Source organism: Bacillus sp. FSL L8-0167 (genome assembly GCF_038630295.1).
In the GTDB taxonomy this organism is placed as follows: domain Bacteria; phylum Bacillota; class Bacilli; order Bacillales; family Bacillaceae; genus Bacillus; species Bacillus safensis.
On the sequence record NZ_CP152027.1, the window covers coordinates 1,350,998 to 1,376,115 of the forward strand.

The following is a 25,118-nucleotide window of genomic DNA, read 5'->3' on the forward strand; positions in this document are numbered from 1 at the left end:
ATCAGTCTTTTTATCTGGGTGATTTTCTCTAAATGTCATTGACTGGGCAAACAGATTCGTTTACGATAAGAAACATTATATTGTTTACTTGGAGGAGGCAGTGTCGTTGGATAAGGAGCTTTTCAGACATCAAATTGAGGTAGCTGCAAAGAGAAAAAAAGCAGCCCTAGTGATTAAACATGCGAAAGTTATGGACGTGTTTAACCAGGAATGGATAGACGCTGATGTCGCTGTTGAAAATGGACAAATAGTAGGGATTGGAGAGTACGAGGGAGAACAGGAGCTGGATGCAGCAGGTCAAATGCTTGTACCCGGTTTTATTGATGGCCACGTTCATATCGAGTCCTCTATGGTTACCCCTGCTGAATTCTCCAAAGCTGTCGTCCCGCGCGGTGTGACAACTGTCGTAACAGACCCGCATGAAATTGCCAATGTGTCAGGGATCACAGGCATCCGTTTTATGCTGGAAGAAGCAAGAAAAGCTGCCTTAAATATTTATTTCATGCTGCCATCCTGCGTACCGGCAGTCAGTTTTGAACGATCAGGTGCTGTTTTAAAAGCGAAAGATTTAAAGCCTTTGTATCAAGAGAAAGAGGTTCTTGGTCTTGCTGAGGTGATGGATTACGTCGGTGTGGAGCAGGCAGAAGAAGATATGCTTCAAAAGCTGCTTGATGCTCAAAACGAGAATAAATTGATTGATGGCCATCTAGCAGGCTTAACAGACCGATTAATAAACGTTTACCGCACAGCGAATGTCCAAACAGATCACGAGGTGACAACAGCCGAAGAAGCCCTTGAACGTGTAAAGAGAGGCATGTATGTCATGCTGAGAGAAGGCTCTGTTGCCAAAAACGTGAAAAGCGTTTTACCAGCTGTGAATGAAAAGAATGCGAGACGCTTTTTCTTTTGTACCGATGATAAACATTTAGATGATTTAATGGCTGAAGGAAGTATTGATGAACAAGTACGTATGTCTATAAAAGAAGGGTTAGACCCATTTTTAGCGTATCAAATGGGAAGTTTAAACGCAGCAGAGTGTTTTGGCCTTAAAACAAAGGGAGCCATTGCGCCAGGCTTTGATGCTGATTTTATGCTCGTCTCTGATCTTCATCAAGTAGACATTACCAGCGTATTTATTGCTGGAGAATTAGTGGCGCAGCATGGAGAGTACAAGCCAGGTGTCGAAAAAATTGCACCGAGTCCAGCCTTATTACAATCTGTTTATGCTATAGACGTTCAAGAGCAAGATCTGGCTCTGCCTATCACAGCTCATCAAAAAATGAATGTCATCCGCATTATTCCAAATCAGCTAGAAACAAAATTAGAACAAATCTCTCCTTCAGAAACGAACGGACAATTCACTAGTGATACAGAAAGAGATCTATTAAAAATGGTGCTTGTCGAACGCCATCAAGGCTTATCTGAAATGGGGATAGGGATTGTAAGCGGCTTTGGATTAGAAAAGGGCGCAATTGCAGCAACGGTTGCGCATGATTCTCACAATTTAATTGCGGTTGGCACAAATGATGCTGATATCGTGAAAGCCATTGACGCGTTAAAAGAATCAGGCGGCGGTTTGACTGTTGTCAAAGAGGGCCAGACTCTTCATACACTGCCATTACCGATCTCTGGTTTACTTTCAGATCAGCCGGCACATCTTGTAAATGAAAGCCTTCATGCACTCCATGAAGCGTTAAAAGAAACAGGTTTTATTTTAGACTTTAACCCGTTTTTGACGCTGTCCTTCTTGGCACTCCCAGTCATTCCTGATGTGAAAATGACGACAAAGGGTTTGTTTGATGTCAGAAGCTTTCAGCATCTCCCAATTCAATCATAAAAAGAGAGAAACCGCATATGTATATATGCGGTTTTTTCAATGAACGGTGAAAAAAAGAGACACAGCCAAGCGGCTTGTGTCTCTTTTTGTGATTACACTTCCATAATAATCGGTAAGATCATTGGACGGCGTCTTGTTTTTTCATAAAGGAAAGGTGCAAGGGTGTCAGTAATTTCGTTCTTAATTTCAGACCACTGAGTTGTCTTACGTTCCATTACTTTTTCAAGATGCTTCGAAATTAAATCCTGTGCATCGTTGATCAGGTCTCCAGATTCTCTCATGTAGACAAAACCTCTTGAGATCAAATCAGGACCAGCAGAGATTTTGAATTCTTTCATGTCCATGCTGACGACCACAATAACAAGGCCCTCTTCAGAAAGAATGCGGCGGTCTCTTAAAACGATGTTTCCGATATCGCCAATACCGCTTCCGTCGATATACACGTTGCCTGATGGGATTTTGCCAGCGACACTTGCTTCGTCACCTTTCAGTGCAAGAACTTCACCGTTATCCATGATAAAGCAGTTTTCCTCAGGGATGCCGCAATCATTCGCAAGTTTGATATGCGTTTTTTGCATGCGGTATTCACCGTGAATCGGCATAAAGAATTTTGGTTTAATTAAACGGAGCATGAGTTTTTGTTCTTCTTGTCCGCCGTGACCAGATGTATGAATATTATTAAGGGAGCCATGAATGACCTCAGCACCTGCACGATAAAGCTGGTTAATGGTGCGGCTTACACTAATATTGTTACCTGGGATCGGTGAAGATGAGAAGACAACAGTGTCTCCAGGGTTAATGGAAATCTGGCGGTGAGTACCGTTCGCAATACGAGAAAGAGCTGCCATCGGTTCACCCTGGCTTCCAGTACAAAGAATGGTCACTTTGTTTGCTGGAAGGCGGTTGATTTCATTATGTTCAATAAACGTGTTTTTTGGACATTTAATATAGCCAAGATCTTGTCCAATATCAATAGCAGACTCCATACTGCGTCCAAATACAGCGACTTTTCTGCCGTTGGCAACAGCAGATTCAATCACTTGCTGAAGTCTGTGAATGTTTGAAGCAAACGTGGCAAAGATGATACGTCCATCGACTTTTCTAAAGATGTCATCAATGCTTTCACCTACGCGTCTTTCAGACATCGTAAATTCTGGGATTTCACTGTTTGTACTATCAGATAAAAGACAAAGAACGCCTTCTTTTCCGATCTCAGCCATTTTGGTTAAATTGGCAGGCTCGCCAACAGGAGTAAAGTCAAATTTGAAATCACCTGTATGTACGATGTTACCAGGAGGTGTCTTGACGACAATTCCATAAGAATCTGGAATACTGTGTGTCGTTCTAAAGAAAGACACAGCTGTTTTTCTAAATTTAATGGTATCTTCTTCTTCAAAAATATGAAGTTTTGTTTGTCTCAAGAGACCATGCTCTTCCAATTTATTACGAAGTAGGCCGATTGCGAGTTTGCCGCCGTAAACTGGAATATTCACTTGCTTAAGAAGGTAAGGGATACCGCCGATGTGGTCTTCATGTCCATGAGTGATGAAAAGACCTTTGATTTTATCTTCGTTTTTAACTAAGTACGTATAGTCAGGGATGACGTAGTCAATTCCAAGAAGCTCGTCTTCAGGAAACTTAATGCCTGCATCAATTAAAATGATTTCATCTTGAAATTGAACGCCATACGTGTTTTTACCGATCTCGCCTAAACCGCCGAGCGCAAAAACTGCCGCCTGATCGTTTTTAACAAATTTCATTCCTCTCATAGCTCCAATACTTTAAAATTTTCACTTTCTCGTTCATAGTCTAAAAAAGCACCGTCTACAGGCTGAATGAATTCAATGTTGTAGTTATGTTTTTTCAACTTATCGCGTACGTCTCTTTCAGAAACCGCTTCAACGTATAGTGAATCTGTGTGTTCTCTTACAGGTACCTCAGTAGTACTTGCCTGAAAAAATACCTTATATATCATCCAAATCTCTCCTTAAATACCGTATGTTACACTCGCTTATTCTATTATATTAAAAAAACGCGCATAAGAAAAGTCTCTGAGAAAAAAGGACCTTCGGCAAATGTGCGGAAGATCCTTTTAAGCAATTGATTTTTTGCGAAGCATGTCCTTCCATTGTCTTCGAATTTTCTTACGCAGACGACGAAGCATCACATGCCGCCTCCTTTCGGGTTGAAGTAAGCTTAACCAGTGTGTTCCGGTCTCTCTATATACTTGTATTATATGATGTTTCTATTGAATGTTACATGGTTATATGTGGGAAATAGGCGCTTTCAAAAGGAATTGGTTTCGAAAGCTGAAATCTTTCTGTATGATGAAAGGGAGTGTGTATACATAACGAAGAGCAGGAGGGCGAGATATGAATAAAAAAGTCATCTTCTTTGATATCGACGGTACTTTATATGACCATGATAAAAATATACCTGAGTCAACGAAGCGAGCGGTTCATTTATTAAAAGAAAAAGGTCATCATCTCTTTATTGCATCTGGGCGTTCTCCTTTTCTGATCCGGCCCATTTTAGAAGAATTAGGGCTTGACTCATTCATTGCTTATAACGGTCAGTATGTCATGTATGAGGGAGACGTTATTTACGGCAATCCGCTGAAGCAGGAGCTGATGGAGCGGATTTATGAGACAGCGGATCGTCATGATCATCCGCTCGTTTTTATGGGAGAGGAAACGATGAAGGCGTCTGTGCCGAATCATCCGTTTATCCATGAAGGAATCGGTACTTTGAAAACAGAGCATCCTGAGCACGATGTATCTTTCTTTAAAGAAAACGACATTTTTCAAATGCTGTTATTTTGTAAGGCAGAAGAGGAAGTGGAGTATATGGCATTCCGCGAAGAAATTGACCTTGTCAGATGGCATGAGCTGTCAACGGACGTTCTGCCAAAAGGCGGATCAAAAGCTGAAGGAATCAAACGAGTCATCGAAAGACTTCCTTACGATCAAAAGGATACCATTGCCTTTGGAGACGGATTGAATGATAGAGAAATGATTTCGTTTGCTGGAACAGGCGTGGCGATGGGAAATGCTGTGAGTGAACTGAAAGCATTGGCTGATTTTGTGACAAAGCCGGTAGATGAGGACGGCATATTCCATGCAGTGACCCAGCTTGGCCTCATTGAAGAATAAAAAAGAAGACCCTTAGATCGCGGGTCTTCTTTTTATGTTATGATCTGCCGATCGCAACAGAGTTTTCTGGCTCAGCGAACGGCTGATCCTTTTGAATATGATCATAAAACATAATGCCATTTAAATGGTCAATTTCATGCTGAAAAACAATAGCGGGGAACCCTTTTAGACGGATATCAATGTCCTCTCCTTCAAGCGTAGTGGCCTTGACCCTGATTTTTTGATATCGAGGAACAAATCCAGGGATGGCTTCATCAACTGATAAGCAGCCTTCACCAGTCGCTAAATAAGCTCTTTTGACTGAATGACTGACAATACGCGGGTTGAACAGAGCATAGCTGTATTCTTCTCCGTCTTCATCCTCACAGTGAACAGCGATCATGCGTTTACTAATATTGATTTGCGGAGCTGCCAATCCAACGCCGGGTCTTAGTCCGTATTTTTCAGCAATGTCAGCATCCTGACTGTTTTTGACGAATTCGATCATGTCAGCTAATTGCTGTTTTTCCTCTTCTGTCGGCGGGAGCTCGACCGCTTCAGCTGTTTGTCTTAAGACGGGATGTCCGTCCCTTACGATATCATCCATGGTAATCACAAAACTTCACTCCTATTTCCTTTGTATGTAAAGTATATAAAATGATACACAACATATGCAATGAAATAAAGAAGACCGGTCCTGTGAGACCGGTCAGAGGCTTAAACAGCCTTAGCAGCAGCCACCGCCGCCGCCTAAGAATGCTGCGCCAACGATAATTAATAGGATGAAAAGCACAACGATTAAAGCGAATGTACGTCCGCCGCCGTATCCGTATCCACCGCCATAACTTGGGTAACAACAGCCGCCGCCATATCCATACCCGTAACCGCCGTATCCACCATACATACTTCCATGACTATAATTAGACATACTTTTGACCTCCTTTGGGAATACACTTGGCCTCTCATAAGTGAAGGCGAAGCGTGTAATATAAACTATGTATGAATGCACTATTTGTATAGTCATGCGCCTATTGCTTGAAAAAAATCTTCTCCGCCTCACATGACTGACCTCTTTCCTTGTCACAAACGTCTATAAAAATTATAGTGGTATGTGGAGATGTAAAGGGGGCCTTGTGATGAGACAGATGAAAAGAAGCTTGAAAGCAGGTGCTGCTTTAGCGGGGATATGTACCCTTTTGCTGACAGGGTGCGGAGGTCAAAGTCCATTCAATGATATGCAGGACGCGATGACGAAAATGAGTGAAAAAGAAGCATCCTTCGAAAAAGAGCAAGGTACACTGCAAAGCTATGAGGAAAAAGAGCAGAAGCTGTATAAAAAAATGATTCAAACAACAAAGGACCATACAAAAACAGTGGCAAGCCTTTCTGATCAGGCGTTAGCATCGGCAGCACAAAGAGAAGAACATTTAAAAACAGAAAAAGTCAGTATGGATGAATCGAAAAAAGAATTGAAAACAGTAAAGGAATCTGCTGCTCGATTGCAAGATGCGGAGTTAAAAGAGAAAGCAGATCAAACGGTCAAATCAATCGAGAAACGATATGCGTCATATGATCAGCTTTACAAGGAGTATCAAAAGGCGCTGAAACAAGATCAGCTTTTGTATCAATCTTTAAAGAAAAAGGATCTAGGATATGAAGAGCTGAAGTCAAAGCTGAAGACCGTGAATCGTTCATATAGCAAAGTCAGAAAAGAAAGTAAGAAGTTCAATCGATATACAGATCAATTGAATGATCATAAAAAGGCTTTGTATAAAGCAGCAGATCAAGAGTCGAAAAAGAGCTGAAAAACAGCTCTTTTTTTATTTTTCGACAAAAACAAACATTTTCTATTGTAGTACAGTAGTACACTCTATACTAGTACAGATTAGGTTGTTTGTTAAACAGATTGATACAGTTCACCATAAAAAGTAAAGCGAATACATTTATTTAAATAAAGCCGTTAAATCAATTGACGGACTATTTTTCTTGTTGTAAACTATTCCTTGTTAACAGAAGTTGTATTAGTTTTTTGTGAACTATCGTTAATACAGTTATAAGGACTCAAAAACGAGTGATCAACCAATGTTTCGACAACGATCTTAGTGGCTATTATATACAGGAGTCATATGAGTATTTTGGGTTATCCTATATCTGTATGTATAAATGGATTCACGACAAATGGACTGTTAAAAGAAAGGAAGAGGTGACTTTAGAATGGCTGCAAAAACAAAAAAAGCAATTGTTGATAGCAAAAAGCAATTTGATGCCATCAAAAAGCAGTTTGAAACGTTTCAAATTTTAAACGAAAAAGGCGAAGTCGTAAACGAAGCGGCAATGCCGGATCTTTCAGATGACCAATTAAAAGAATTAATGCGCCGTATGGTGTTTACACGAGTATTAGATCAACGTTCAATTTCATTGAACCGTCAAGGACGTCTTGGCTTCTATGCGCCAACAGCTGGACAAGAGGCTTCTCAGCTTGCAACTCACTTTGCACTTGAGAAAGAAGATTTCATTCTTCCAGGATATCGTGATGTACCACAATTAATCTGGCATGGTCTTCCGCTAACAAAAGCATTCTTGTTCTCTCGCGGACACTTTGTTGGTAACCAAATGCCTGAAGATGTGAATGCACTTTCACCGCAAATCATTATCGGTGCTCAAATCATTCAAGCAGCTGGTGTAGCTCTTGGTTTGAAAAAGCGCGGTAAAAAAGCTGTTGCAATCACTTACACTGGTGACGGTGGAGCTTCACAAGGTGATTTCTACGAAGGTATTAACTTTGCAGGGGCTTACAAAGCGCCAGCGATTTTTGTTGTCCAAAACAACAGATATGCGATCTCTACACCTGTTGAAAAGCAGTCTGCTGCACAAACAATTGCACAAAAAGCAGCTGCAGCTGGTATCGTAGGCGTACAAGTTGACGGTATGGATGCATTAGCTGTTTATGCAGCAACTGCTGAAGCTCGTGAGCGCGCTGTAAATGGTGAAGGTCCAACATTAATCGAAACTCTTACATTCCGTTACGGCCCACATACAATGGCTGGTGACGATCCAACAAGATATCGTACAAAAGAAGATGAAAACGAGTGGGAGCAAAAAGATCCATTGGTACGCTACCGCAAATTCTTGGAAAACAAAGGCCTATGGTCTGAAGAAGAAGAGAATAAAGTGATCGAAGATGCAAAAGAACAAATCAAACAAGCGATCAAAGAAGCTGACGAACAGCCTAAGCAAAAAGTCACTGACTTGATTGAAAACATGTACGATGTAAAACCATTCAACTTAGTTGAACAGCTTGAAATTTACAAACAGAAGGAGTCGAAGTAAGCCATGGCGCAAATGACAATGATTCAAGCGATCACTGATGCGTTACGCACAGAACTGAAAAATGACGAAAACGTTCTCGTTTTCGGAGAAGACGTTGGTAAAAACGGCGGCGTATTCCGTGCGACTGAAGGATTGCAAAAAGAGTTTGGTGAGGATCGTGTATTCGATACTCCACTTGCTGAATCTGGTATTGGCGGTCTTGCTATTGGCCTTGGACTACAAGAATTCCGCCCGGTAATGGAAATTCAATTCTTCGGATTCGTTTACGAAGTATTAGATTCTGTTTCTGGACAAATGGCTCGTATGCGTTACCGTTCTGGCGGACGCTGGCATTCCCCAGTGACAATCCGTTCTCCATTCGGCGGGGGAGTTCACACACCTGAGCTTCACGCTGACAGCTTAGAAGGACTTATCGCACAACAGCCTGGTATCAAGGTTGTTATTCCTTCAACACCTTACGATGCAAAAGGACTTTTAATTTCTGCAATTCGTGACAACGATCCTGTAGTGTTCCTTGAGCATATGAAACTTTATCGTTCTTTCCGTCAGGAAGTTCCTGAAGAAGAGTACACAATTGAAATCGGTAAAGCTGACGTGAAACGTGAAGGTTCTGACCTTTCAATCATCACTTACGGTGCAATGGTTCACGAATCACTAAAAGCTGCTGAAGAGCTAGAAAAAGAAGGCGTTTCTGCTGAGGTTATCGACCTTCGTACAGTAAGCCCGCTTGATATTGAAACAATCATCGCTTCTGTTGAAAAAACAGGCCGTGCGATCGTTGTTCAAGAAGCACAAAAACAAGCTGGTATTGCTGCAAACGTAGTAGCTGAAATCAATGACAGAGCGATCCTTAGCTTGGAAGCACCAGTACTTCGTGTAGCTGCACCTGATACTGTATTTGCTTTCTCTCAAGCTGAGAGCGTATGGCTTCCAAACCATAAAGATGTACTTGAAACAGCGAAGAAAGTTCTTGAATTTTAATTAAATGACAGAGGGGAAAAGAATTTATTTCTCTTCCCCTTTATCAATTACATGACCGTGTAAATATACACAACAAGGGTTCAACAAAATCTAGGAGGCGAAAAACAGTGGCATTTGAATTTAAACTTCCGGACATCGGAGAAGGTATCCACGAAGGTGAGATCGTTAAGTGGTTTGTTAAACCAAACGACGAAATCAATGAAGATGACGTTTTAGCAGAGGTACAAAATGATAAAGCAGTTGTAGAAATTCCTTCACCTGTTAAAGGAAAAGTATTAGAATTAAAAGTTGAAGAGGGAACAGTTGCAACTGTAGGACAAACAATCATTACGTTTGATGCACCTGGTTACGAAAATCTTCAATTTAAAGGCAGCGAAGAAGAAGGCGAAGCAAAAACTGAAGCTCAAGTACAAGGTACTGCTGAAGCTGGTAACGAGCCAGAGAAGAAAGAAGTAGCACAAGAAGAAGCGGCAGCAGCAACTGGTGCAGGCGCACAAGAGCAAGTAGACGCTGATCCAAACAAACGCGTGATCGCTATGCCATCTGTACGTAAATATGCTCGCGAAAAAGGCGTTGAAATTTACAAAGTTGCAGGTTCTGGTAAAAACGGCCGTGTGTTAAAAGAAGATATCGACAGCTTCGTTAATGGTGGTTCTGCAGCTCAAGAAGCAGCACCTCAAGCAGCTGAAAGTGCGAAAGAAGCAGCAGCTCCTAAAGCGGCAGCAGCTCCAGTTCTTGAAGGAGAATTCCCAGAAACTCGCGAGAAAATGAGCGGAATCCGCAAAGCAATCGCAAAAGCAATGGTGAACTCTAAGCATACAGCTCCTCACGTAACATTAATGGATGAAGTTGATGTAACAAACCTTGTTGCACATCGTAAACAATTCAAACAAGTTGCAGCTGATCAAGGAATCAAGTTAACTTACTTGCCTTACGTTGTAAAAGCTCTAACTTCTGCTTTGAAAAAGTACCCAGTACTTAACACTTCTATCGATGATAAAACGGATGAAGTTGTTCAAAAGCATTACTACAACATCGGAATTGCAGCTGACACTGAAAAAGGCTTGCTAGTTCCAGTTGTGAAAAATGCAGATCGCAAAGCGATTTTCGAAGTTTCTAACGAAATCAATGAGCTTGCAACAAAAGCACGTGATGGTAAATTGGCTCCAGCTGAAATGAAAGGTGCATCTTGCACAATCACAAACATCGGTTCTGCTGGTGGACAATGGTTTACTCCAGTCATCAACCACCCAGAAGTAGCGATCCTTGGTATTGGACGTATCGCTGAAAAAGCGGTTGTTCGTGATGGCGAAATCGTTGCAGCTCCAGTCTTAGCTCTTTCCCTAAGCTTTGACCACCGTATGATTGACGGAGCTACTGCGCAAAATGCCCTTAACCACATCAAGCGTTTATTGAATGATCCACAATTAATTTTAATGGAGGCGTAATGTCATGGTAGTAGGAGATTTCCCAATCGAAACAGATACTCTTGTCATCGGTGCAGGTCCTGGTGGATATGTAGCTGCTATTCGTGCTGCACAGCTTGGACAAAAAGTAACAATCGTTGAAAAAGGAACACTTGGCGGTGTATGTCTAAACGTTGGCTGTATCCCTTCAAAAGCATTAATCAATGCTGGCCATCGTTTCGAAAATGCTAAGCATTCTGAAGACATGGGTATCAAAGCTGAAAACGTAACAGTTGATTTCACAAAAGTTCAAGAGTGGAAAGCTTCTGTTGTTAATAAGTTAACAGGTGGAGTTCAAGGTCTTCTTAAAGGAAATAAAGTAGACATCGTCAAAGGTGAAGCTTATTTCGTAGACAGCAACTCTGTACGTGTAATGGATGATAATTCAGCACAGACTTATACGTTCAAAAATGCAATTCTTGCAACTGGATCTCGTCCAATTGAATTGCCTACTTTTAAATACACAGACCGCGTGATCAACTCAACTGGTGCTTTAGCGCTTAAAGAAGTACCTAAAAAGTTAGTTGTCATCGGTGGTGGATACATCGGTACTGAGCTTGGTACTGCTTATGCAAACTTTGGAACAGAAGTTGTGATCCTTGAAGGTGGAGACGAAATCCTTCCAGGTTTCGAGAAGCAAATGAGCTCATTGGTTAAACGCAACCTGAAGAAAAAAGGAAACGTTGAAATCCATACAAACGCTCTTGCAAAAGGCGTTGAAGAAAAATCTGATGGTGTCACTGTTACGTTCGAAGTAAAAGGCGAAGAAAAAACAGTTGATGCTGATTACGTACTTGTGACTGTTGGTCGTCGTCCAAACACTGATGAGCTTGGTCTTGAGCAAGTTGGTGTTGAATTGACTGACCGCGGAGTTGTCAAAACAGACAAACAATGCCGTACAAGCGTATCTAACATCTATGCAATTGGTGACATCGTTGATGGACCACCACTTGCTCACAAAGCTTCTTACGAAGGTAAAATTGCAGCTGAAGCAATCGCTGGAGAGCCAGCTGAAATTGATTACCTTGGTATTCCTGCTGTTGTATTCTCTGAGCCAGAACTTGCAACTGTTGGATACACTGAAGCAGAAGCAAAAGCAGAAGGTATCGAAATCGTTGCAGCGAAATTCCCATTCGCAGCGAACGGACGTGCACTTTCTCTTGATGCAACTGATGGCTTCATGAAAATGATCACTCGTAAAGAGGATGGTCTAGTGATCGGTGCTCAAATCGCAGGTGTTGGCGCTTCTGATATGATTTCAGAGCTTAGCCTTGCAATCGAAGCTGGAGTGACTGCTGAAGATATCGCTATGACAATTCACGCTCACCCAACATTAGGTGAAATTACAATGGAAACGGCTGAAGTAGCAATCGGAAGCCCAATCCACATCGTAAAATAATGAAACCTATGAAGCCCTCTCCTTGATGGAGAGGGTTTTTTTGCTGCTCTGAACACCATATGAAAAACCCCTCATGAGATGAGGGGTTTTTTCATATGGATATATATAAGTGTAAGGTAAATATCATTAGTTTGTATTGACGCGGTCTAAAGCATGACATAAAGGCGATAAGATCTCCTGTTTACTGCGGACATTTCCTTCCACCTTCACGATCACTTTTTCATCATTGACAAGTAAAATAGCCGGTAATTCGTCCACTTCATTTTTCCAGCCTTTACGATCTTCTTTCACAATCATTTTTGACATTTCCTTAGGGTATTCATTTTTTAATTCGAGGACTGCATCATAATATGGGCTTTCTTTATCAAGGTTTTCTGCATCAGTAAAAAAGAGAATTCTCGGTTTTTGAATATGACGGACTTGGTCGGTCTGATTCGGTATGATATACGCAAATGAGCATGAACTAAGTACAAAGAGCATGGGGAATATAATGAGAAGTGTCCTCATAAAATTCAATCTATTCACCTCAAAATCATTTGGGGTTGTCCCAACATTTTTAGGAGCTTGTTCCCTGTTAGTCACTCTAGTGTATCATGTCCCTTTTGACAATTTTCGATTGTTACTCAATTGTTACAGAATTGATATGAAGCAAAATACAATTGAAACGTTCCCTCAATATGATGAGAAAAAAGCACATATTTATAAAAAATGATTAAATGTGTCATACAATTAACCGTTGACAACTTAAATGTGACATCATATTATAGAAATAAGAAATAGATCAAACGCTTTCAAACTATGAATGAAGAAAAGGGGAATGTACGTGGGTACAATTATTTGTCAAGATTGCAATGAAACCATTGATCAGTTTGAAAATGAAAAAGTGACAACGCTATACGGAACGTGCGGTCACTGTCATTGCTGTGATGAAGCCTCTGAATAAATAAAAAAGCATGCAGCTCCATTTGGGGCTGCATGTTTCTTTTTTATAAAATTGGTTTTTGTTCCTTAATCACACGGATCATTTCAAGCGTTGAATCTTCAGGTCCTTGGACAGGGAGACCAATTTCAATATTTTTAAAGATATACGATATATTTTCTTCTGTGATAATTTCACCTGGTATAAAAATCGGAATACCTGGCGGATACACCATCACAAACTCTGCGATAATGCGGCCGACTGCTTCCTTAAACGGAACGACTTCCGTTGTAGCGTAAAAGGCGTCACGCGGCGTCATAGCAAGCGATGGAATCTCAGGCAGCAGCACTTCCGTTACCGCTTGTTTGCCGCCCTCACGAGTAGAGGCTGCGGCAATTTCCTGCATCGCCGTCACGAGCGTATCAATTGTCTCATCTGAATCGCCAGGGGTGACGATACATAAAATGTTGTACAGGTCAGAGAGCTCTACTTCAATTCGGTAACTTTCTCTCAGCCACTTTTCGACATCATGTCCGTTTAACCCAAGGTCTTTAATAGAGATAATTAATTTCGTTGGGTCATAATCGTAAGTGGAAGCTGAACCGAGTACTTCCTTGCCAATGCAGGTAATGCCGTCAATTTGATTCAAACGGTCTCTCGCTGATTCAGCCAAACGAATGGCTTCATCAGCTAGTGCCTTACCTTCAGTGGCTAATCGTTTTCGAGCGACATCAAGTGACGCTAAGAGCAAATAAGAAGTGGACGTTGTCGTCAGCATACTCAAAATCGATTGCACGCGGTCTTTTGAAACAAGCCCTTCCTTCATATTTAAAATAGAGCTCTGCGTAAGAGAGCCGCCAAGTTTATGGACACTTGTTGCTGCCATGTCGGCACCTGCCTGCATGGCAGAGAGGGGAAGCTCATCATGAAAATGTATATGCACACCGTGTGCTTCATCGACAAGGACAGGCACATCAAATGAATGGGCAATGTCTACGATTGATTTTAAGTCTGCTGAAATACCAAAATACGTTGGATTAATGACAAGCAAACCTTTCGCATCTGGATGCTCAGTGAGCGCCTTTTTGGCTGATTCAGGTGTAATCCCGTGAGAGATGCCAAGCTCTTTGTCTATTTCTGGGTGAATAAAAACAGGAACTGCGCCAGAAAATACAATCGCGGACATAATTGATTTATGGACATTACGCGGAACGATAATTTTATCTCCAGGTCCGCATACCGTCATCACCATTGTCATGATGGCCCCGCTTGTTCCTTGAATGGAGAAAAACGTATGATCAGCACCGAAGGCTTCAGCAGCAAGCTCCTGTGCTTCTTTTATCATCCCTCGAGGTGAATGTAAATCATCGAGAGGTTCTATATTAATGAGGTCAATGCTTAATGCATTGTCGCCAATGAATGCTCTAAATTCAGGATCCATTCCGGCTCCTTTTTTATGGCCTGGAATGTGAAATTGGACTGGATTCGTTGCTGCGTGTTTTTTTAGTCCAGTATATAAGGGTGTATCATGTTGTGACAATTGCTTTCCCACCTTCATCGAAATACCTGCTATTATTGTGCCAATTACAGCAGATTTCATTGCATAAAACAAAAGAATTATATTATGAACTGATCGGAATGTAAAGCATAAAATCAATCGGTTTCTGATCAAACAGATGCTATAATAAAAGTTCAAATGAGAAATGAGTGTTAAAGTGAGGGACAAGTAAATGGAATATCAATATCCAATGGATGTCGACTGGACGACAGAGGAAAAAATTGCGGTCATTTCATTTTTTCAGGCTGTTGAAAAAGCCTATGAAAAAGGAATTGCGAAGCAGGAGTTATTAGATGCTTATAAACGATTTAAAGAGGTTGTGCCATCAAAAGCAGAGGAAAAAACGCATTGTGCGGCTTTTGAAAAGGGAAGCGGGTATTCCCCTTATCGTGCAGTGAAAACCGCAAGAGAGGCAGAAGAGACAGCCGTTATACGCATGTAAAAAACGAGCCTATAAGGGCTCGTTTTTTTATACAGATTCTTTCTGTGTGAAGCGGTATAGATACGTCAGCGTGCGGAAGGCATTTTCGATTTTCGATAGGAATTCTTCATTATTCATTTGAACGACTTCCTCTCTAGGCAGCTGGATGCCGCATAGAAGCTCGGCTTTCTTGACTGTTTGAACACGTTCAAAAAGCGTTTTCAGCTGTTCGGAATCTAGTTCGCTGTGCCGCATGACATCTGGTTTCATATGATCTTTAGACCAAACAAAATCTTGCGGTATTTTCTGCTGGATGGTGTCTAGCTCTTTTTCAAACAGCTGGCCGTACTCACCTTTCACTGGAGATTCATAAATGAGCGCAAACCAGACAAAGACATGTGTTTTCCAAAGCCCAATTTGAAAATGAGGGAGTTTTTTATATCCGCGCTTACTGTTTGCAAAAGCAACCCATGTATCATTTGGCGGGTTGACAGATCTTCTAGCATGCTTTGCGACGTGTACAAACATTTCGTCTCCTGTAATAGAAGAAAGAAGTGGTGCAAAATGTTCGCCAAGTGCCTCAAGCTTTGGACGTACTCTTTCTTTTAATACAGTCATTCGTTCATCTAAACCATCAACTGTGAATGTTTCAAAATCTTCATCTCTAAAACGCATTTCACTCATGTTATGCCTCCTGTATCTTTTCGCTGATCATATTTTATCATAGCTTGGGTCAAGCTCAAAAAAAGATGCACCGTCAGATAAAAGATTGTAAAGGGCGTGGTGCAGCGTTTAAAACCTTTCATTATGTGGTACATCATTAATAGGTAAAGACACAATTTTCAGAATGTCGTTGCGGTTATGCGATCGCTTCATACGATATAAGCAAGAACAATTTCTCTTATCGATTGAATTTTTTATCAATGAAAACTGACAAGGAATGAATCATTCTCTGGAAGGGGCGTTGACCAATGAAGCAAATCGTGAAGCAGGGCTATAGACAGGAGAAGAAAAATCGCATCGCTGTGTGGAGATTAGAGGTTGATTATGAGCTTTCTACGCTTCATGAAGCCATCGAACAAAAAGATGACATCCAAATCGAACGCAGCAAACGAAAGCTTGAGCGCCTAAGAAAAGAATGGGAGCAGCTTCAAGGGTAAAACAGGGTGAGGTAAAAACGAACCAATTCATCGGTTCGTTTTTGTATGAAGCTGCTTTTTTCTTGCTTTTACGTACATAATATCAGTATGCTATTACAAATAGGTCCTACATAGAAAAGAGGTTTACAATCTGATGACAAACTGGGTGGAAATTGACCGTCTTGCAAAGCTCTGGGTAAAAGAAGCAGGGAGCCGTATTAAAGCGTCCATGCAGGAAGGTCTATCAATTGAAACAAAATCAAATCCAAATGATCTAGTCACGAATATCGATAAAGAAACAGAACGTTTTTTTATTGAAAAAATACAGTCGGCATTTTCAGATCATCACATTTTAGGAGAAGAGGGACAAGGGGAAGAGGTCACCTCACTCGATGGAATTGTGTGGATCATTGATCCGATTGATGGCACAATGAACTTTGTCCATCAAAAGCGCAACTTTGCCATTTCAATCGGGATATTTGAAAATGGTGTGGGGAAAATCGGTCTTATTTATGACGTCATTCATGACGAGCTCTACCATGCCATTAAAGGAGAAGGAGCCTATATGAACGATATCCTGCTCCCTCCATTAAAAGATGTGGAGATTGAAAAAGCCATTGTGGGTATTAATCCGACATGGGCGATTGAAAGTCCTTATTTTGACGCCAAACCATTTGCCCGTCTAGTGCGTGACGTGAGAGGGACACGAACGATTGGATCAGCTGCCCTTGAGCTTGCTTATATTGCAAGCGGCAGAAGTGACGCATATGTCACCTTAAGGCTTGCACCGTGGGATTATGCAGCGGGCTGCGTGCTGCTTGATGAAGTAGGGGCCGTTTACTCAAATATTCACGGAGAACGTCTTACGTTCCTAGACAAAAACAGCATAGTGGCTGGAAATCGATCCATTTGTGAAAAAATCTTGCATGATTACATAAAAGAAAGCGGAAATAAAAAATAAACGACATCACTTCATGAGAATGAAGTGATTTTTTGTTTTTCCTGAAACTGTAAGGCGGAAGTCTATACGCTTTATTGGCTGAAATAAAAAACCCCCATCTGGATGAACCAGGTGGGAGTTTTTCTGAGATTAGCTTAATTTTTCTTTCGCAATTTGAACTGCATCATAGAACGTTTTCAATTGCTCTTGAGGAATTTTCTTAAGCATTTGGTTGAAAACAAGTAATTCAGTAGAGCTGAATCCAAGACCTTTTGCGATTTTTGAATCAATCACAACGTTTCCTTTTTTGTCTAGAACAAGGGCATCACCAGCAAGATCAGCAATTCTGATCACTGATTTGAAAAGCTTTTCAAATTTAGCCGCTTCTTCTTTTGTAAGACCAAGTTCAACAGCTTTTGCTGCATCAAAAACCAATTTCCCTTTTTCGTTTTTAGTGATGCTTTCACTGAAAACGATTGTAAGAACAGCTGCGCGATCTAAGAATTTCTCAGCAGTCGCCGCTTCTTCTTCAGTTAGTCCGAGCTCAACAGCTTTTTTCACATCAAATGTGTAGCTGTTGTCTTCCTCAACAAATGAATTGATGAGAATGTTGATGACACGCTCGTTTTTCTCCAATAATTCTTTAATGATTTGCTGCTGTTCAAAAGGAATTCCTTTGAAAGTTGCAGCGCTTGCTTGCCCAGGAGCTACTGTTGTGAAAGTAAGAATGATAGCTAAAGCGAAAAATACAACAGAGCTGAGCGATTTGCTCAAAAACTTCTTCATGCTTCTTTTCTCTCCCTTTTCTGTTAAATTTTGTTGCAAGAAAAGCATACCATGAGAAACTTTGTGGAAGAATAGGAAAAATGTAACTTTCTGTTTGATTTTGGAGAACTATAAAAGTTCTTGTCGAAAAATGGAGGGGTTCAGATTGCTTACTTTTGTCAACTCTTCAAGATACGTTCCGTCTGATGAATGAAGCTTTCATAGGTGATTTGTCTTGTTTTTACTCAAAATAAAAAGCCTTCTACATATAGAATGTAAAAGGCTTTTAACTAATTTTATGATTGCACGTTTAATTTTCTTTTTAATGTAAATCCTGTACCCATGAAAATCATGGCGAACACGATACTAAAACATATGCCCAGTATGTTTTTTTCTGCAAGAGATACCCCAATAAACGCCATACTGACAACTGCAAGTAATGCACATAATAATAGAAGCCATTTGATTTGTTTCATTTGTCTCCATCCCTTTTTTTAGAGTTAATATAAGTTTACAGAAAAACGATCGGCATTTAAAGGGGATTGTGATATAATATGAAAGTTATCTAATTATTTTAGGAGATGAAAATGTGAAACTTCGAAAAGACCTTCGCAACATCGCAATTATTGCCCACGTTGACCATGGTAAAACGACGCTTGTTGACCAATTGCTCCATCAAGCTGGTACTTTCCGTGCGAATGAAAATATCGCTGAGAGAGCCATGGATTCAAATGATTTAGAGCGAGAGCGCGGTATTACGATTTTAGCTAAAAATACTGCGATCCATTATAAAGATACACGCATTAATATTTTAGATACACCAGGACACGCCGATTTCGGTGGTGAAGTTGAGCGTATCATGAAAATGGTAGATGGTGTACTCCTCGTTGTGGATGCTTATGAAGGCTGTATGCCTCAAACACGCTTTGTGCTGAAAAAAGCACTTGAGCAAAACTTAACACCAATCGTTGTCGTCAATAAAATTGACCGCGACTTTGCTCGTCCGGCTGAAGTAGTTGATGAAGTGATCGACTTGTTCATTGAATTGGATGCAACAGAAGAACAGCTTGAATTCCCAGTTGTCTATGCATCAGCAATCAATGGTACAGCAAGTAACGATGCGAGCAAGCAAGATGAAAACATGGAATCTTTGTTTGAAGCCATTGTGAACCATATTCCTTGCCCAGTTGATAACCATGAAGAGCCGCTTCAATTCCAAGTGGCACTACTTGATTACAATGATTATGTTGGCAGAATTGGAATCGGCCGTGTATTCAGAGGAACAATGCAAGTAGGACAGCAGGTAGCCTTGATGAAAGTCGACGGCACTGTGAAACAATTCCGAGTAACAAAGATCTTTGGTTTCCAAGGGTTAAAACGAGTGGAAATCAACGAAGCGAAAGCGGGAGATCTTGTCGCTGTATCTGGAATGGAAGACATCAACGTAGGTGAAACGGTTTGTCCGGTAGAACACCAAGAAGCACTTCCAATCCTTCGTATTGATGAGCCGACACTTCAAATGACGTTTGTTGTAAACAACAGCCCATTTGCAGGCCGTGAAGGAAAATACGTGACATCACGTAAAATTGAAGAGCGTTTAGAGCAGCAGCTTCAAACAGACGTCAGTCTTCGTGTGGATCCAACTGATTCACCTGATGCTTGGGTTGTTTCTGGACGCGGAGAGCTTCACTTATCCATTCTCATTGAGAATATGAGACGTGAAGGTTTTGAATTACAAGTATCGAAGCCAGAAGTTATTGTAAAAGAAGTTGATGGTGTTCGATGTGAGCCTGTAGAGCGCGTTCAAATTGATGTACCAGAAGAGCATACTGGCTCTGTTATGGAATCAATGGGTGCAAGAAAAGGTGAAATGATTGACATGATCAATAATGGTAACGGTCAAGTTCGCCTGATCTTTACAGTGCCATCACGTGGTTTAATTGGTTATACAACTGAATTTCTTTCATTAACTCGTGGTTTTGGTATTTTGAACCATACGTTTGACAGCTACCAGCCAATGCAGTCTGGTCAAGTTGGCGGACGCCGTCAAGGTGTACTTGTTTCAATGGAAACAGGTAAAGCGACTGCTTACGGAATCCAAGGTGTTGAAGAGCGCGGTGTGATCTTCGTTGAGCCGGGTACTGAAGTATACCAAGGGATGATTGTTGGGGAGCATAATCGTGAGAATGACCTTGTTGTAAACGTAAGCCGTATGAAACAACAAACAAACGTACGTTCAGCGACGAAAGATCAAACGGTTAGCATGAAAAAACCTCGTATTATGTCACTTGAGGAATCTCTTGAGTACTTGAATGAAGACGAATACTGTGAGGTTACACCTGAATCAATTCGTCTTAGAAAGAAAATTTTAGACAAAAACGAACGTGAGAAAGCAGCGAAGAAGAAAAAGCTAGCAGGATTATCTTAATTCCATGAAGAATTAAAAAGATAGAACCCTGAAAGATAAGGGGAGGGAATCTTTTTGAATGATCAGGAAGTAAGTGAAAATCTATCCTTTTTCGCGATGCTGTTTCGTGTCGATGAAAATCCGCAAACAGGGATGTGGCTCCTATATGGCACCATCCTTGTTTTAGCGATTATTGTTTTTAAGCTCGGCTTTGCAAGACGTTTACCGATTTTAAAAGCGCTCGTGATTTATTTGTTTTTGATTTTTGGCTGCACGTTTCTCACATTTCTAGGTATCTTCCTTCCAGTAGCGGAAGGACTGGTTGTGGCAGCTGCCATTTTGATTATTTATAAAATACGGCTGCATCGTGCGAAAAAAGAAGGAACAGTTAATACGTAAAAAAAGACCTGAACATGTGTCAGGTCTTTTTTTATGTCTTTTGTTCTTTCTTTCCTTTTTTCTTCTTTTTCTCTTTCGTCGCAGGATCCTGATAAAGAGAGAATCTGCCAGTTTTGATGCGAGCTTCAGTCTTTATTTTAATGCGTTCTTGGCAGTCATCGCACATATATGTATGAATTGGCCGGTTTCTTAACCGTTTAGCAACAAGTGTATCATCATCAATGGTTTCAAGCTTTTCACATAATGAGCACTTCACTCTCATCATTTTCACCTCACTTTATTGCATTTATTATAGCATGTTTTCCAGCTACTTAAAATCAGCGTAGAAAAAGGCTTATATCACAGGAGATATAAGCCGTTCTCATTATTTCTTCTGATTCATATGATGGTTTGATTGGTCGTTTTGATTTTTTTCTAACTGTTTTTGATCCTGTTCTTTGAGCTGATTATTCGGATCATTTGTCGGGTCTTTTTCGTTACGCTCGATCTCATTTCTCGGCATCTCTGGCATCACGCGGCCGACAATGGCAGCCAGTTCGTCCATAATACCGCTTACCGGACGGCCTGCTTGGATTTCTTTGCCCATTTCTTTTAAACGGCTGACTGTATCTGGATCAGCAACCACAACAGCATTTGCACCTTCAGGGTCATTTCTCAGCGCTTTTGCAACTGAATATTTAATGGTTTCTACTTTGCTTCTATCTAAATCATCTTTTACATCAATACCAACAACAGCATAGCGGCCGATGACAATTGCCGTTGCATCATTGACATCTGCTACATGCTCTGTCACATTGACAAGATGCTGCGCAACATCTGTAGATGGGCGGGCTTGATTTGTCTTTTTCTTGGATGAGTCTGACACCCGTACTAAGTGCTGGCGTCCATCTTGCTTGTCCAGCGCTTCTGGCTTTTCCTGCTGCTGGCAAGCGCCTAACAGAATGATCGTTTGAATCATGAATAATGTTAAAAATAGTCGCATCTAAATTCCCTCCTTCACAAACTGCATGATTTATTTTATTGTTGAATTAACCTTCTAACTTTATTCATGAAAACATATATTTTAACAATCGTTTTGGGAAAGACAAGGATGAATGAAACCCCGATCAGGAGGCGAAGGACCTGAGTAAAATTTATGTATTAGACACAAATGTGTTATTACAGGATCCGAATTCAATCTTTTCATTTGAAGACAACGAAGTCGTCATTCCGGCCGTTGTGTTAGAAGAAGTAGACTCGAAAAAGAGATATATGGACGAGGTTGGGCAAAACGCCCGGCGCGTCTCACGTTTAATCGACGGTTTGAGATCGAAAGGGAAACTGCATGAAAAAATTACGCTAGAGTCAAAAGGGACGCTGCGCATCGAGCTGAATCATCGCTCTTTCCATGAGCTTCAAGAAATTTTTATTGAAAAAACGAACGATAATCGGATTTTAGCGGTCGCGAAAAATTTGAGCTTAGAGGAAGAAACAAAGCCTCACGGCCGGCCTGTCATTTTGGTCAGTAAGGATGTCTTAGTCAGGGTAAAGGCAGATGCGATAGGTCTTCAGGCAGAGGACTTCTTAAGTGACCGTGTGCTGCAAAACGAAGACATTGATAACGGCTATCATGAGCTCTATATTCCGACCGAGCAATTGAATACATTTTATAAGCAAAGTCAATTGCCGATAAAAGAAGTCACAAGTGCACCATTAAACCCTCATCAATTTGTCATTATGAAGGGGAATGAAGGCGGTTCTGCTTTAGGAATGCTTGATCAAAAAGCAGAGAACGTGAAACGGCTTATTTATGATCAAGAGCATGTTTGGGGAATCCGTCCGAAAAATGTTCAGCAGACGATGGCCCTAGAGCTGCTATTGCGCCGTGATATTCCGCTTGTGACATTGATCGGAAAAGCGGGTACTGGTAAAACACTGCTTGCACTTGCTGCCGGATTAATGCAGACAGAGGATCTCGGCATGTTTAAAAAACTGATCGTAGCCCGTTCCATTGTTCCTGTCGGCAAGGATTTAGGCTACTTGCCAGGTGAAAAGGAAGAGAAACTCAGACCATGGATGCAGCCGATTTATGACAACCTGGAATTTTTATTTAATACAAAAAAACCTGGTGAACTTGATGCGATTTTGGCGGGTATTGGTTCTATTCAAGTCGAAGCTTTAACGTATATCCGCGGAAGAAGTATCCCTGATCAATTTATTATCATTGATGAGGCGCAGAATTTAACGAAACACGAGGTGAAAACATTATTAACGCGCGTCGGAGAGGGAAGTAAAATTGTGCTGATGGGGGACCCGGAGCAGATTGATCATCCTTATTTAGACAGCTTAAATAATGGGCTTACGTATGTCATTGAGCGGTTCAAAGGACAGCAAATATCTGGACATGTCAAGCTTGTCAAAGGAGAAAGGTCTGGACTTGCACAGCTTGCAGCTGATTTGCTGTAGTCCAGACCCTCTGTCTTATGTAATGATGAGCTCTTTGACACCTTTTATCGGCTGAGTGAGGTTGGACTGATCTGCGAAATAAACGTGGATTGGTCCTTCTTCAGTCATCGGCTTCCCATTTTGGCTGAAGTGTGCAATGCTTTCCATTGCCTGAGAAAGCGGAACAGCAATTGTCTCTGTTTCTGTGACAAATTCGCATGTATCTGCATGTTCAAGCGGTTCTGCATTTTTCAGCATATCACCCAGCTTCATTCCGAAGCTGCCTGTGACGAGTCTTTCCTTTTCGTACTTCTTCTCTGTTTTTAAAGTGGGTGGAAGTGTTTGACCTTCTCTGATCACCCGCTCTTGGTCAAGCTCCTGATCCAGCTGATTTTCTTCATTTGCTGCGCTGTTTTCAAAAAATGAATCCATTAAAAATTTGCGGTCATCAAAAATCCATACACTTGGATCAATGGTGATCTTGTACTTTACGTTCCCCTTAATTTGAATAATACTCATGTTCAAGACAACCCCTTTCCACCATAAATTATAGAAGTTTTCTCCTGCTTTGTCACTTTCATAAACATGCTTCTCCTTGTACACACTAATCGTACATGAAACATAGGGAGGATATTGGGCATGGCATGTCGCGACAATGAAGAGCTTCAGCGATTTGTAGAAGAAGCAAAAAAAGTGGCCAAAGATGGCAAAGTAGCATCCTATATTCCCGCTCTCGCCAAAGCGGATCAGACAGATTTATCTGTGGCTGTGTACCATGTGAGTAATACTTGCCACTCGGCAGGAGATGTAGATAAACGCTTTACCCTGCAAAGTATTTCTAAAGTATTAGCCCTTGCGCTCGTACTCTCAGAAGAAGGGCCAAAAAAAGTCTTTCAATTTGTTGGACAAGAGCCTACAGGTGATCCGTTTAATTCAATGATTAAGCTGGAAACAGCAAGTCCGAATAAGCCGCTGAATCCAATGATTAATGCAGGAGCGCTTGCAGTCACAAGCTTAATAAGAGGAGCGACTCCGCAAGATCAGCTGAACCGCCTGCTTGGCTTTATTAGAGAGCTCGCAAATGATAAAAGCATTACATACTGCAAAGAGACAGCGGCATCCGAATTTGAGACATCGATGATTAACCGGGCTATGTGCTATTATATGAAGCAATATCATATTATTAGAGGGAACGTAGAAGAGGTCATGGACGTGTATACGAAACAATGCGCCATCATGATGAACAGCTTAGATTTGGCGAAAATTGCTTGTGTTTTTTCATTAGATGGCAGACATCCAGAGACGGGCCAGCAAATTCTTTCAAAAGATGTCGCTAGAATTTGTAAAACCTTTATGGTGACGTGCGGCATGTATAATGCAAGCGGGGAATTTGCCATTAATATCGGCATACCTGCTAAAAGCGGTGTTTCAGGCGGGATTATGGGAGCGGCACCATATGATTTTGGGATCGGAATTTTCGGTCCTGCCCTGGATGAAAAAGGGAATAGTATTGCTGGGATTAAGCTGCTTGAGCTCATGAGTGAAAAATATGAGATGAGTATCTTTTAATGAGGAATGTCTTCTTTTTATTTTTACAAAGCGAACTGTACAAATCTGCTTGCAATTTTGGGCGTTTCGCTTTATGATAAATAGAAGAATTAGGTACTCGCCTGGGGAACGGAGGGATACTTTTGGCGTCAGAAATTTTAGTCGATCATCGGCAAAAAGCACTGGCTTTATTAAAATTGGATGCAGATAAAATTTTAAAATTGATCCAAGTGCAAATGGACAACTTAACGATGCCGCAATGTCCTCTTTATGAAGAGGTTTTAGATACTCAAATGTTCGGATTATCGAGGGAGATTGATTTTGCTGTCCGGCTTGGATTAGTTGATCAACATGAAGGCAAGAAACTACTCGATAAACTTGAGAGAGAGCTTTCCGCACTTCATGATGCGTTCACAAAAAAATAACGATTGAAAACTCAAACTTCCACAACATA

At 41.1% G+C, this 25,118-nt stretch carries 28 protein-coding genes; 16 read left to right on the top strand and 12 right to left on the bottom strand.

Annotation, left to right across the window (positions count from 1 at the left end; translation table 11 throughout):
• Positions 1-106: 106 nt before the first annotated feature.
• Positions 107-1,837, top strand: a complete 1,731-nt coding sequence (gene ade / locus MHB66_RS06890; protein ID WP_046310827.1) for an adenine deaminase — start codon at positions 107-109, stop codon at positions 1,835-1,837.
• 92 nt (positions 1,838-1,929) lie between these two features.
• On the opposite strand, the gene rnjA is transcribed toward ade, so the two are convergent.
• Both rnjA and MHB66_RS06900 read right to left on the bottom strand, forming a co-directional pair.
• Positions 1,930-3,597: a ribonuclease J1 gene (gene rnjA / locus MHB66_RS06895; RefSeq protein WP_012009818.1), complete on the bottom strand. Its 1,668-nt coding sequence runs from the start codon at positions 3,595-3,597 to the stop codon at positions 1,930-1,932.
• 5 nt (positions 3,598-3,602) lie between these two features.
• Complete coding sequence (locus MHB66_RS06900) at positions 3,603-3,812, bottom strand: DNA-directed RNA polymerase subunit epsilon (protein ID WP_008345114.1); 210 nt, start codon at positions 3,810-3,812, stop codon at positions 3,603-3,605.
• Positions 3,813-4,209: 397 nt separating this feature from the next.
• Between MHB66_RS06900 and MHB66_RS06905 the strand changes: the two genes are divergently transcribed.
• Positions 4,210-4,989, top strand: coding sequence for a Cof-type HAD-IIB family hydrolase (locus MHB66_RS06905; RefSeq protein WP_046310830.1), 780 nt, complete (start codon positions 4,210-4,212; stop codon positions 4,987-4,989).
• A gap of 37 nt (positions 4,990-5,026) precedes the next feature.
• On the opposite strand, the gene def is transcribed toward MHB66_RS06905, so the two are convergent.
• The gene (gene def / locus MHB66_RS06910) at positions 5,027-5,584 is read right to left on the bottom strand and encodes a peptide deformylase (protein WP_024424751.1); all 558 of its coding nucleotides are present in this window, start codon (positions 5,582-5,584) and stop codon (positions 5,027-5,029) included.
• A gap of 111 nt (positions 5,585-5,695) precedes the next feature.
• Positions 5,696-5,872 carry a YjcZ family sporulation protein gene (locus tag MHB66_RS06915; RefSeq protein ID WP_117733043.1) on the bottom strand — a complete coding sequence of 59 codons (177 nt, stop codon included), beginning with the start codon at positions 5,870-5,872 and terminating at the stop codon, positions 5,696-5,698.
• Positions 5,873-6,104: 232 nt separating this feature from the next.
• Between MHB66_RS06915 and MHB66_RS06920 the strand changes: the two genes are divergently transcribed.
• From MHB66_RS06920 to lpdA, 5 genes are all read left to right on the top strand, one after another.
• Entirely contained in the window at positions 6,105-6,773 is a 669-nt protein-coding gene (locus MHB66_RS06920) for a YkyA family protein (protein ID WP_046310835.1), read from the top strand.
• A gap of 409 nt (positions 6,774-7,182) precedes the next feature.
• Entirely contained in the window at positions 7,183-8,298 is a 1,116-nt protein-coding gene (pdhA, locus tag MHB66_RS06925; protein ID WP_024424754.1) for a pyruvate dehydrogenase (acetyl-transferring) E1 component subunit alpha, read from the top strand.
• Between the two features lie 3 nt (positions 8,299-8,301).
• Positions 8,302-9,279 carry a pyruvate dehydrogenase complex E1 component subunit beta gene (gene pdhB / locus MHB66_RS06930; protein WP_012009824.1) on the top strand — a complete coding sequence of 326 codons (978 nt, stop codon included), beginning with the start codon at positions 8,302-8,304 and terminating at the stop codon, positions 9,277-9,279.
• Between the two features lie 107 nt (positions 9,280-9,386).
• Positions 9,387-10,727: a dihydrolipoamide acetyltransferase family protein gene (locus MHB66_RS06935; protein WP_034281632.1), complete on the top strand. Its 1,341-nt coding sequence runs from the start codon at positions 9,387-9,389 to the stop codon at positions 10,725-10,727.
• A 4-nt stretch (positions 10,728-10,731) separates the two neighbouring features.
• Positions 10,732-12,144 (top strand): dihydrolipoyl dehydrogenase, encoded by a 1,413-nt coding sequence (gene lpdA, locus MHB66_RS06940; protein WP_024426892.1) that lies wholly within the window; start codon positions 10,732-10,734, stop codon positions 12,142-12,144.
• A gap of 126 nt (positions 12,145-12,270) precedes the next feature.
• Here lpdA and MHB66_RS06945 read toward each other — a convergent pair whose 3' ends face one another.
• Positions 12,271-12,651: a hypothetical protein gene (locus tag MHB66_RS06945; RefSeq protein WP_227001729.1), complete on the bottom strand. Its 381-nt coding sequence runs from the start codon at positions 12,649-12,651 to the stop codon at positions 12,271-12,273.
• A gap of 316 nt (positions 12,652-12,967) precedes the next feature.
• Here MHB66_RS06945 and MHB66_RS06950 point away from each other — a divergent pair, with 316 nt between their 5' ends.
• Positions 12,968-13,087 (top strand): GapA-binding peptide SR1P, encoded by a 120-nt coding sequence (locus MHB66_RS06950; protein WP_003212464.1) that lies wholly within the window; start codon positions 12,968-12,970, stop codon positions 13,085-13,087.
• 43 nt (positions 13,088-13,130) lie between these two features.
• Here the strand turns inward: MHB66_RS06950 and MHB66_RS06955 are convergent, their stop codons facing one another.
• Positions 13,131-14,603, bottom strand: a complete 1,473-nt coding sequence (locus MHB66_RS06955; protein WP_108909025.1) for an aminotransferase class I/II-fold pyridoxal phosphate-dependent enzyme — start codon at positions 14,601-14,603, stop codon at positions 13,131-13,133.
• A gap of 190 nt (positions 14,604-14,793) precedes the next feature.
• Between MHB66_RS06955 and MHB66_RS06960 the strand changes: the two genes are divergently transcribed.
• Entirely contained in the window at positions 14,794-15,063 is a 270-nt protein-coding gene (locus tag MHB66_RS06960; protein WP_034281639.1) for a UPF0223 family protein, read from the top strand.
• Positions 15,064-15,090: 27 nt separating this feature from the next.
• Here MHB66_RS06960 and MHB66_RS06965 read toward each other — a convergent pair whose 3' ends face one another.
• The gene (locus MHB66_RS06965; RefSeq protein ID WP_024426894.1) at positions 15,091-15,726 is read right to left on the bottom strand and encodes a DUF1054 domain-containing protein; all 636 of its coding nucleotides are present in this window, start codon (positions 15,724-15,726) and stop codon (positions 15,091-15,093) included.
• 287 nt (positions 15,727-16,013) lie between these two features.
• On the opposite strand from MHB66_RS06965, the gene MHB66_RS06970 reads away from it, so the two are divergent.
• Positions 16,014-16,202 carry a hypothetical protein gene (locus MHB66_RS06970; protein WP_024424761.1) on the top strand — a complete coding sequence of 63 codons (189 nt, stop codon included), beginning with the start codon at positions 16,014-16,016 and terminating at the stop codon, positions 16,200-16,202.
• A 133-nt stretch (positions 16,203-16,335) separates the two neighbouring features.
• Positions 16,336-17,142, top strand: coding sequence for an inositol monophosphatase family protein (locus MHB66_RS06975; protein WP_046310839.1), 807 nt, complete (start codon positions 16,336-16,338; stop codon positions 17,140-17,142).
• 129 nt (positions 17,143-17,271) lie between these two features.
• Here MHB66_RS06975 and MHB66_RS06980 read toward each other — a convergent pair whose 3' ends face one another.
• Positions 17,272-17,907, bottom strand: a complete 636-nt coding sequence (locus MHB66_RS06980) for a hypothetical protein (RefSeq protein ID WP_034281643.1) — start codon at positions 17,905-17,907, stop codon at positions 17,272-17,274.
• 275 nt (positions 17,908-18,182) lie between these two features.
• Positions 18,183-18,362 carry a DUF5325 family protein gene (locus MHB66_RS06985; RefSeq protein WP_034281645.1) on the bottom strand — a complete coding sequence of 60 codons (180 nt, stop codon included), beginning with the start codon at positions 18,360-18,362 and terminating at the stop codon, positions 18,183-18,185.
• A 113-nt stretch (positions 18,363-18,475) separates the two neighbouring features.
• On the opposite strand from MHB66_RS06985, the gene typA reads away from it, so the two are divergent.
• Both typA and MHB66_RS06995 read left to right on the top strand, forming a co-directional pair.
• Positions 18,476-20,314 carry a translational GTPase TypA gene (typA, locus tag MHB66_RS06990; protein WP_041084955.1) on the top strand — a complete coding sequence of 613 codons (1,839 nt, stop codon included), beginning with the start codon at positions 18,476-18,478 and terminating at the stop codon, positions 20,312-20,314.
• 54 nt (positions 20,315-20,368) lie between these two features.
• The gene (locus MHB66_RS06995; RefSeq protein ID WP_003210819.1) at positions 20,369-20,692 is read left to right on the top strand and encodes a YlaH-like family protein; all 324 of its coding nucleotides are present in this window, start codon (positions 20,369-20,371) and stop codon (positions 20,690-20,692) included.
• A 31-nt stretch (positions 20,693-20,723) separates the two neighbouring features.
• Here MHB66_RS06995 and MHB66_RS07000 read toward each other — a convergent pair whose 3' ends face one another.
• Complete coding sequence (locus MHB66_RS07000) at positions 20,724-20,957, bottom strand: YlaI family protein (protein WP_223250959.1); 234 nt, start codon at positions 20,955-20,957, stop codon at positions 20,724-20,726.
• Between the two features lie 99 nt (positions 20,958-21,056).
• On the bottom strand, positions 21,057-21,674 hold the full coding sequence (locus MHB66_RS07005; RefSeq protein WP_034281647.1) for a YhcN/YlaJ family sporulation lipoprotein: 618 nt from the start codon (positions 21,672-21,674) through the stop codon (positions 21,057-21,059).
• Positions 21,675-21,814: 140 nt separating this feature from the next.
• Between MHB66_RS07005 and MHB66_RS07010 the strand changes: the two genes are divergently transcribed.
• Positions 21,815-23,137: a PhoH family protein gene (locus tag MHB66_RS07010; RefSeq protein WP_034281649.1), complete on the top strand. Its 1,323-nt coding sequence runs from the start codon at positions 21,815-21,817 to the stop codon at positions 23,135-23,137.
• Between the two features lie 15 nt (positions 23,138-23,152).
• On the opposite strand, the gene MHB66_RS07015 is transcribed toward MHB66_RS07010, so the two are convergent.
• Entirely contained in the window at positions 23,153-23,635 is a 483-nt protein-coding gene (locus MHB66_RS07015) for a hypothetical protein (protein ID WP_034281650.1), read from the bottom strand.
• A gap of 120 nt (positions 23,636-23,755) precedes the next feature.
• On the opposite strand from MHB66_RS07015, the gene glsA reads away from it, so the two are divergent.
• The gene (gene glsA / locus MHB66_RS07020) at positions 23,756-24,685 is read left to right on the top strand and encodes a glutaminase A (RefSeq protein WP_034281651.1); all 930 of its coding nucleotides are present in this window, start codon (positions 23,756-23,758) and stop codon (positions 24,683-24,685) included.
• A 122-nt stretch (positions 24,686-24,807) separates the two neighbouring features.
• A complete protein-coding gene (locus tag MHB66_RS07025; RefSeq protein WP_003212509.1) occupies positions 24,808-25,089 on the top strand; it encodes a YlaN family protein in 282 nt (93 codons plus the stop codon).
• Positions 25,090-25,118 lie beyond the last annotated feature (29 nt).

Excerpts from the sequence above, each read along its gene's own strand:
- rnjA (WP_012009818.1), bottom strand. The coding sequence starts at position 3,597 with ATGAAATTTGTTAAAAACGATCAGGCGGCAGTTTTTGCGCTCGGCGGT.
- MHB66_RS06900 (WP_008345114.1), bottom strand. The coding sequence starts at position 3,812 with ATGATATATAAGGTATTTTTTCAGGCAAGTACTACTGAGGTACCTGTA.
- MHB66_RS06905 (WP_046310830.1), top strand. The coding sequence starts at position 4,210 with ATGAATAAAAAAGTCATCTTCTTTGATATCGACGGTACTTTATATGAC.
- MHB66_RS06915 (WP_117733043.1), bottom strand. The coding sequence starts at position 5,872 with ATGTATGGTGGATACGGCGGTTACGGGTATGGATATGGCGGCGGCTGT.
- MHB66_RS06920 (WP_046310835.1), top strand. The coding sequence starts at position 6,105 with ATGAGACAGATGAAAAGAAGCTTGAAAGCAGGTGCTGCTTTAGCGGGG.
- pdhA (WP_024424754.1), top strand. The coding sequence starts at position 7,183 with ATGGCTGCAAAAACAAAAAAAGCAATTGTTGATAGCAAAAAGCAATTT.
- pdhB (WP_012009824.1), top strand. The coding sequence starts at position 8,302 with ATGGCGCAAATGACAATGATTCAAGCGATCACTGATGCGTTACGCACA.
- lpdA (WP_024426892.1), top strand. The coding sequence starts at position 10,732 with ATGGTAGTAGGAGATTTCCCAATCGAAACAGATACTCTTGTCATCGGT.
- MHB66_RS06945 (WP_227001729.1), bottom strand. The coding sequence starts at position 12,651 with ATGAGGACACTTCTCATTATATTCCCCATGCTCTTTGTACTTAGTTCA.
- MHB66_RS06960 (WP_034281639.1), top strand. The coding sequence starts at position 14,794 with ATGGAATATCAATATCCAATGGATGTCGACTGGACGACAGAGGAAAAA.
- MHB66_RS06965 (WP_024426894.1), bottom strand. The coding sequence starts at position 15,726 with ATGAGTGAAATGCGTTTTAGAGATGAAGATTTTGAAACATTCACAGTT.
- MHB66_RS06970 (WP_024424761.1), top strand. The coding sequence starts at position 16,014 with ATGAAGCAAATCGTGAAGCAGGGCTATAGACAGGAGAAGAAAAATCGC.
- MHB66_RS06975 (WP_046310839.1), top strand. The coding sequence starts at position 16,336 with ATGACAAACTGGGTGGAAATTGACCGTCTTGCAAAGCTCTGGGTAAAA.
- MHB66_RS06980 (WP_034281643.1), bottom strand. The coding sequence starts at position 17,907 with ATGAAGAAGTTTTTGAGCAAATCGCTCAGCTCTGTTGTATTTTTCGCT.
- MHB66_RS06985 (WP_034281645.1), bottom strand. The coding sequence starts at position 18,362 with ATGAAACAAATCAAATGGCTTCTATTATTATGTGCATTACTTGCAGTT.
- MHB66_RS07000 (WP_223250959.1), bottom strand. The coding sequence starts at position 20,957 with ATGATGAGAGTGAAGTGCTCATTATGTGAAAAGCTTGAAACCATTGAT.
- MHB66_RS07005 (WP_034281647.1), bottom strand. The coding sequence starts at position 21,674 with ATGCGACTATTTTTAACATTATTCATGATTCAAACGATCATTCTGTTA.
- MHB66_RS07015 (WP_034281650.1), bottom strand. The coding sequence starts at position 23,635 with ATGAGTATTATTCAAATTAAGGGGAACGTAAAGTACAAGATCACCATT.
- glsA (WP_034281651.1), top strand. The coding sequence starts at position 23,756 with ATGGCATGTCGCGACAATGAAGAGCTTCAGCGATTTGTAGAAGAAGCA.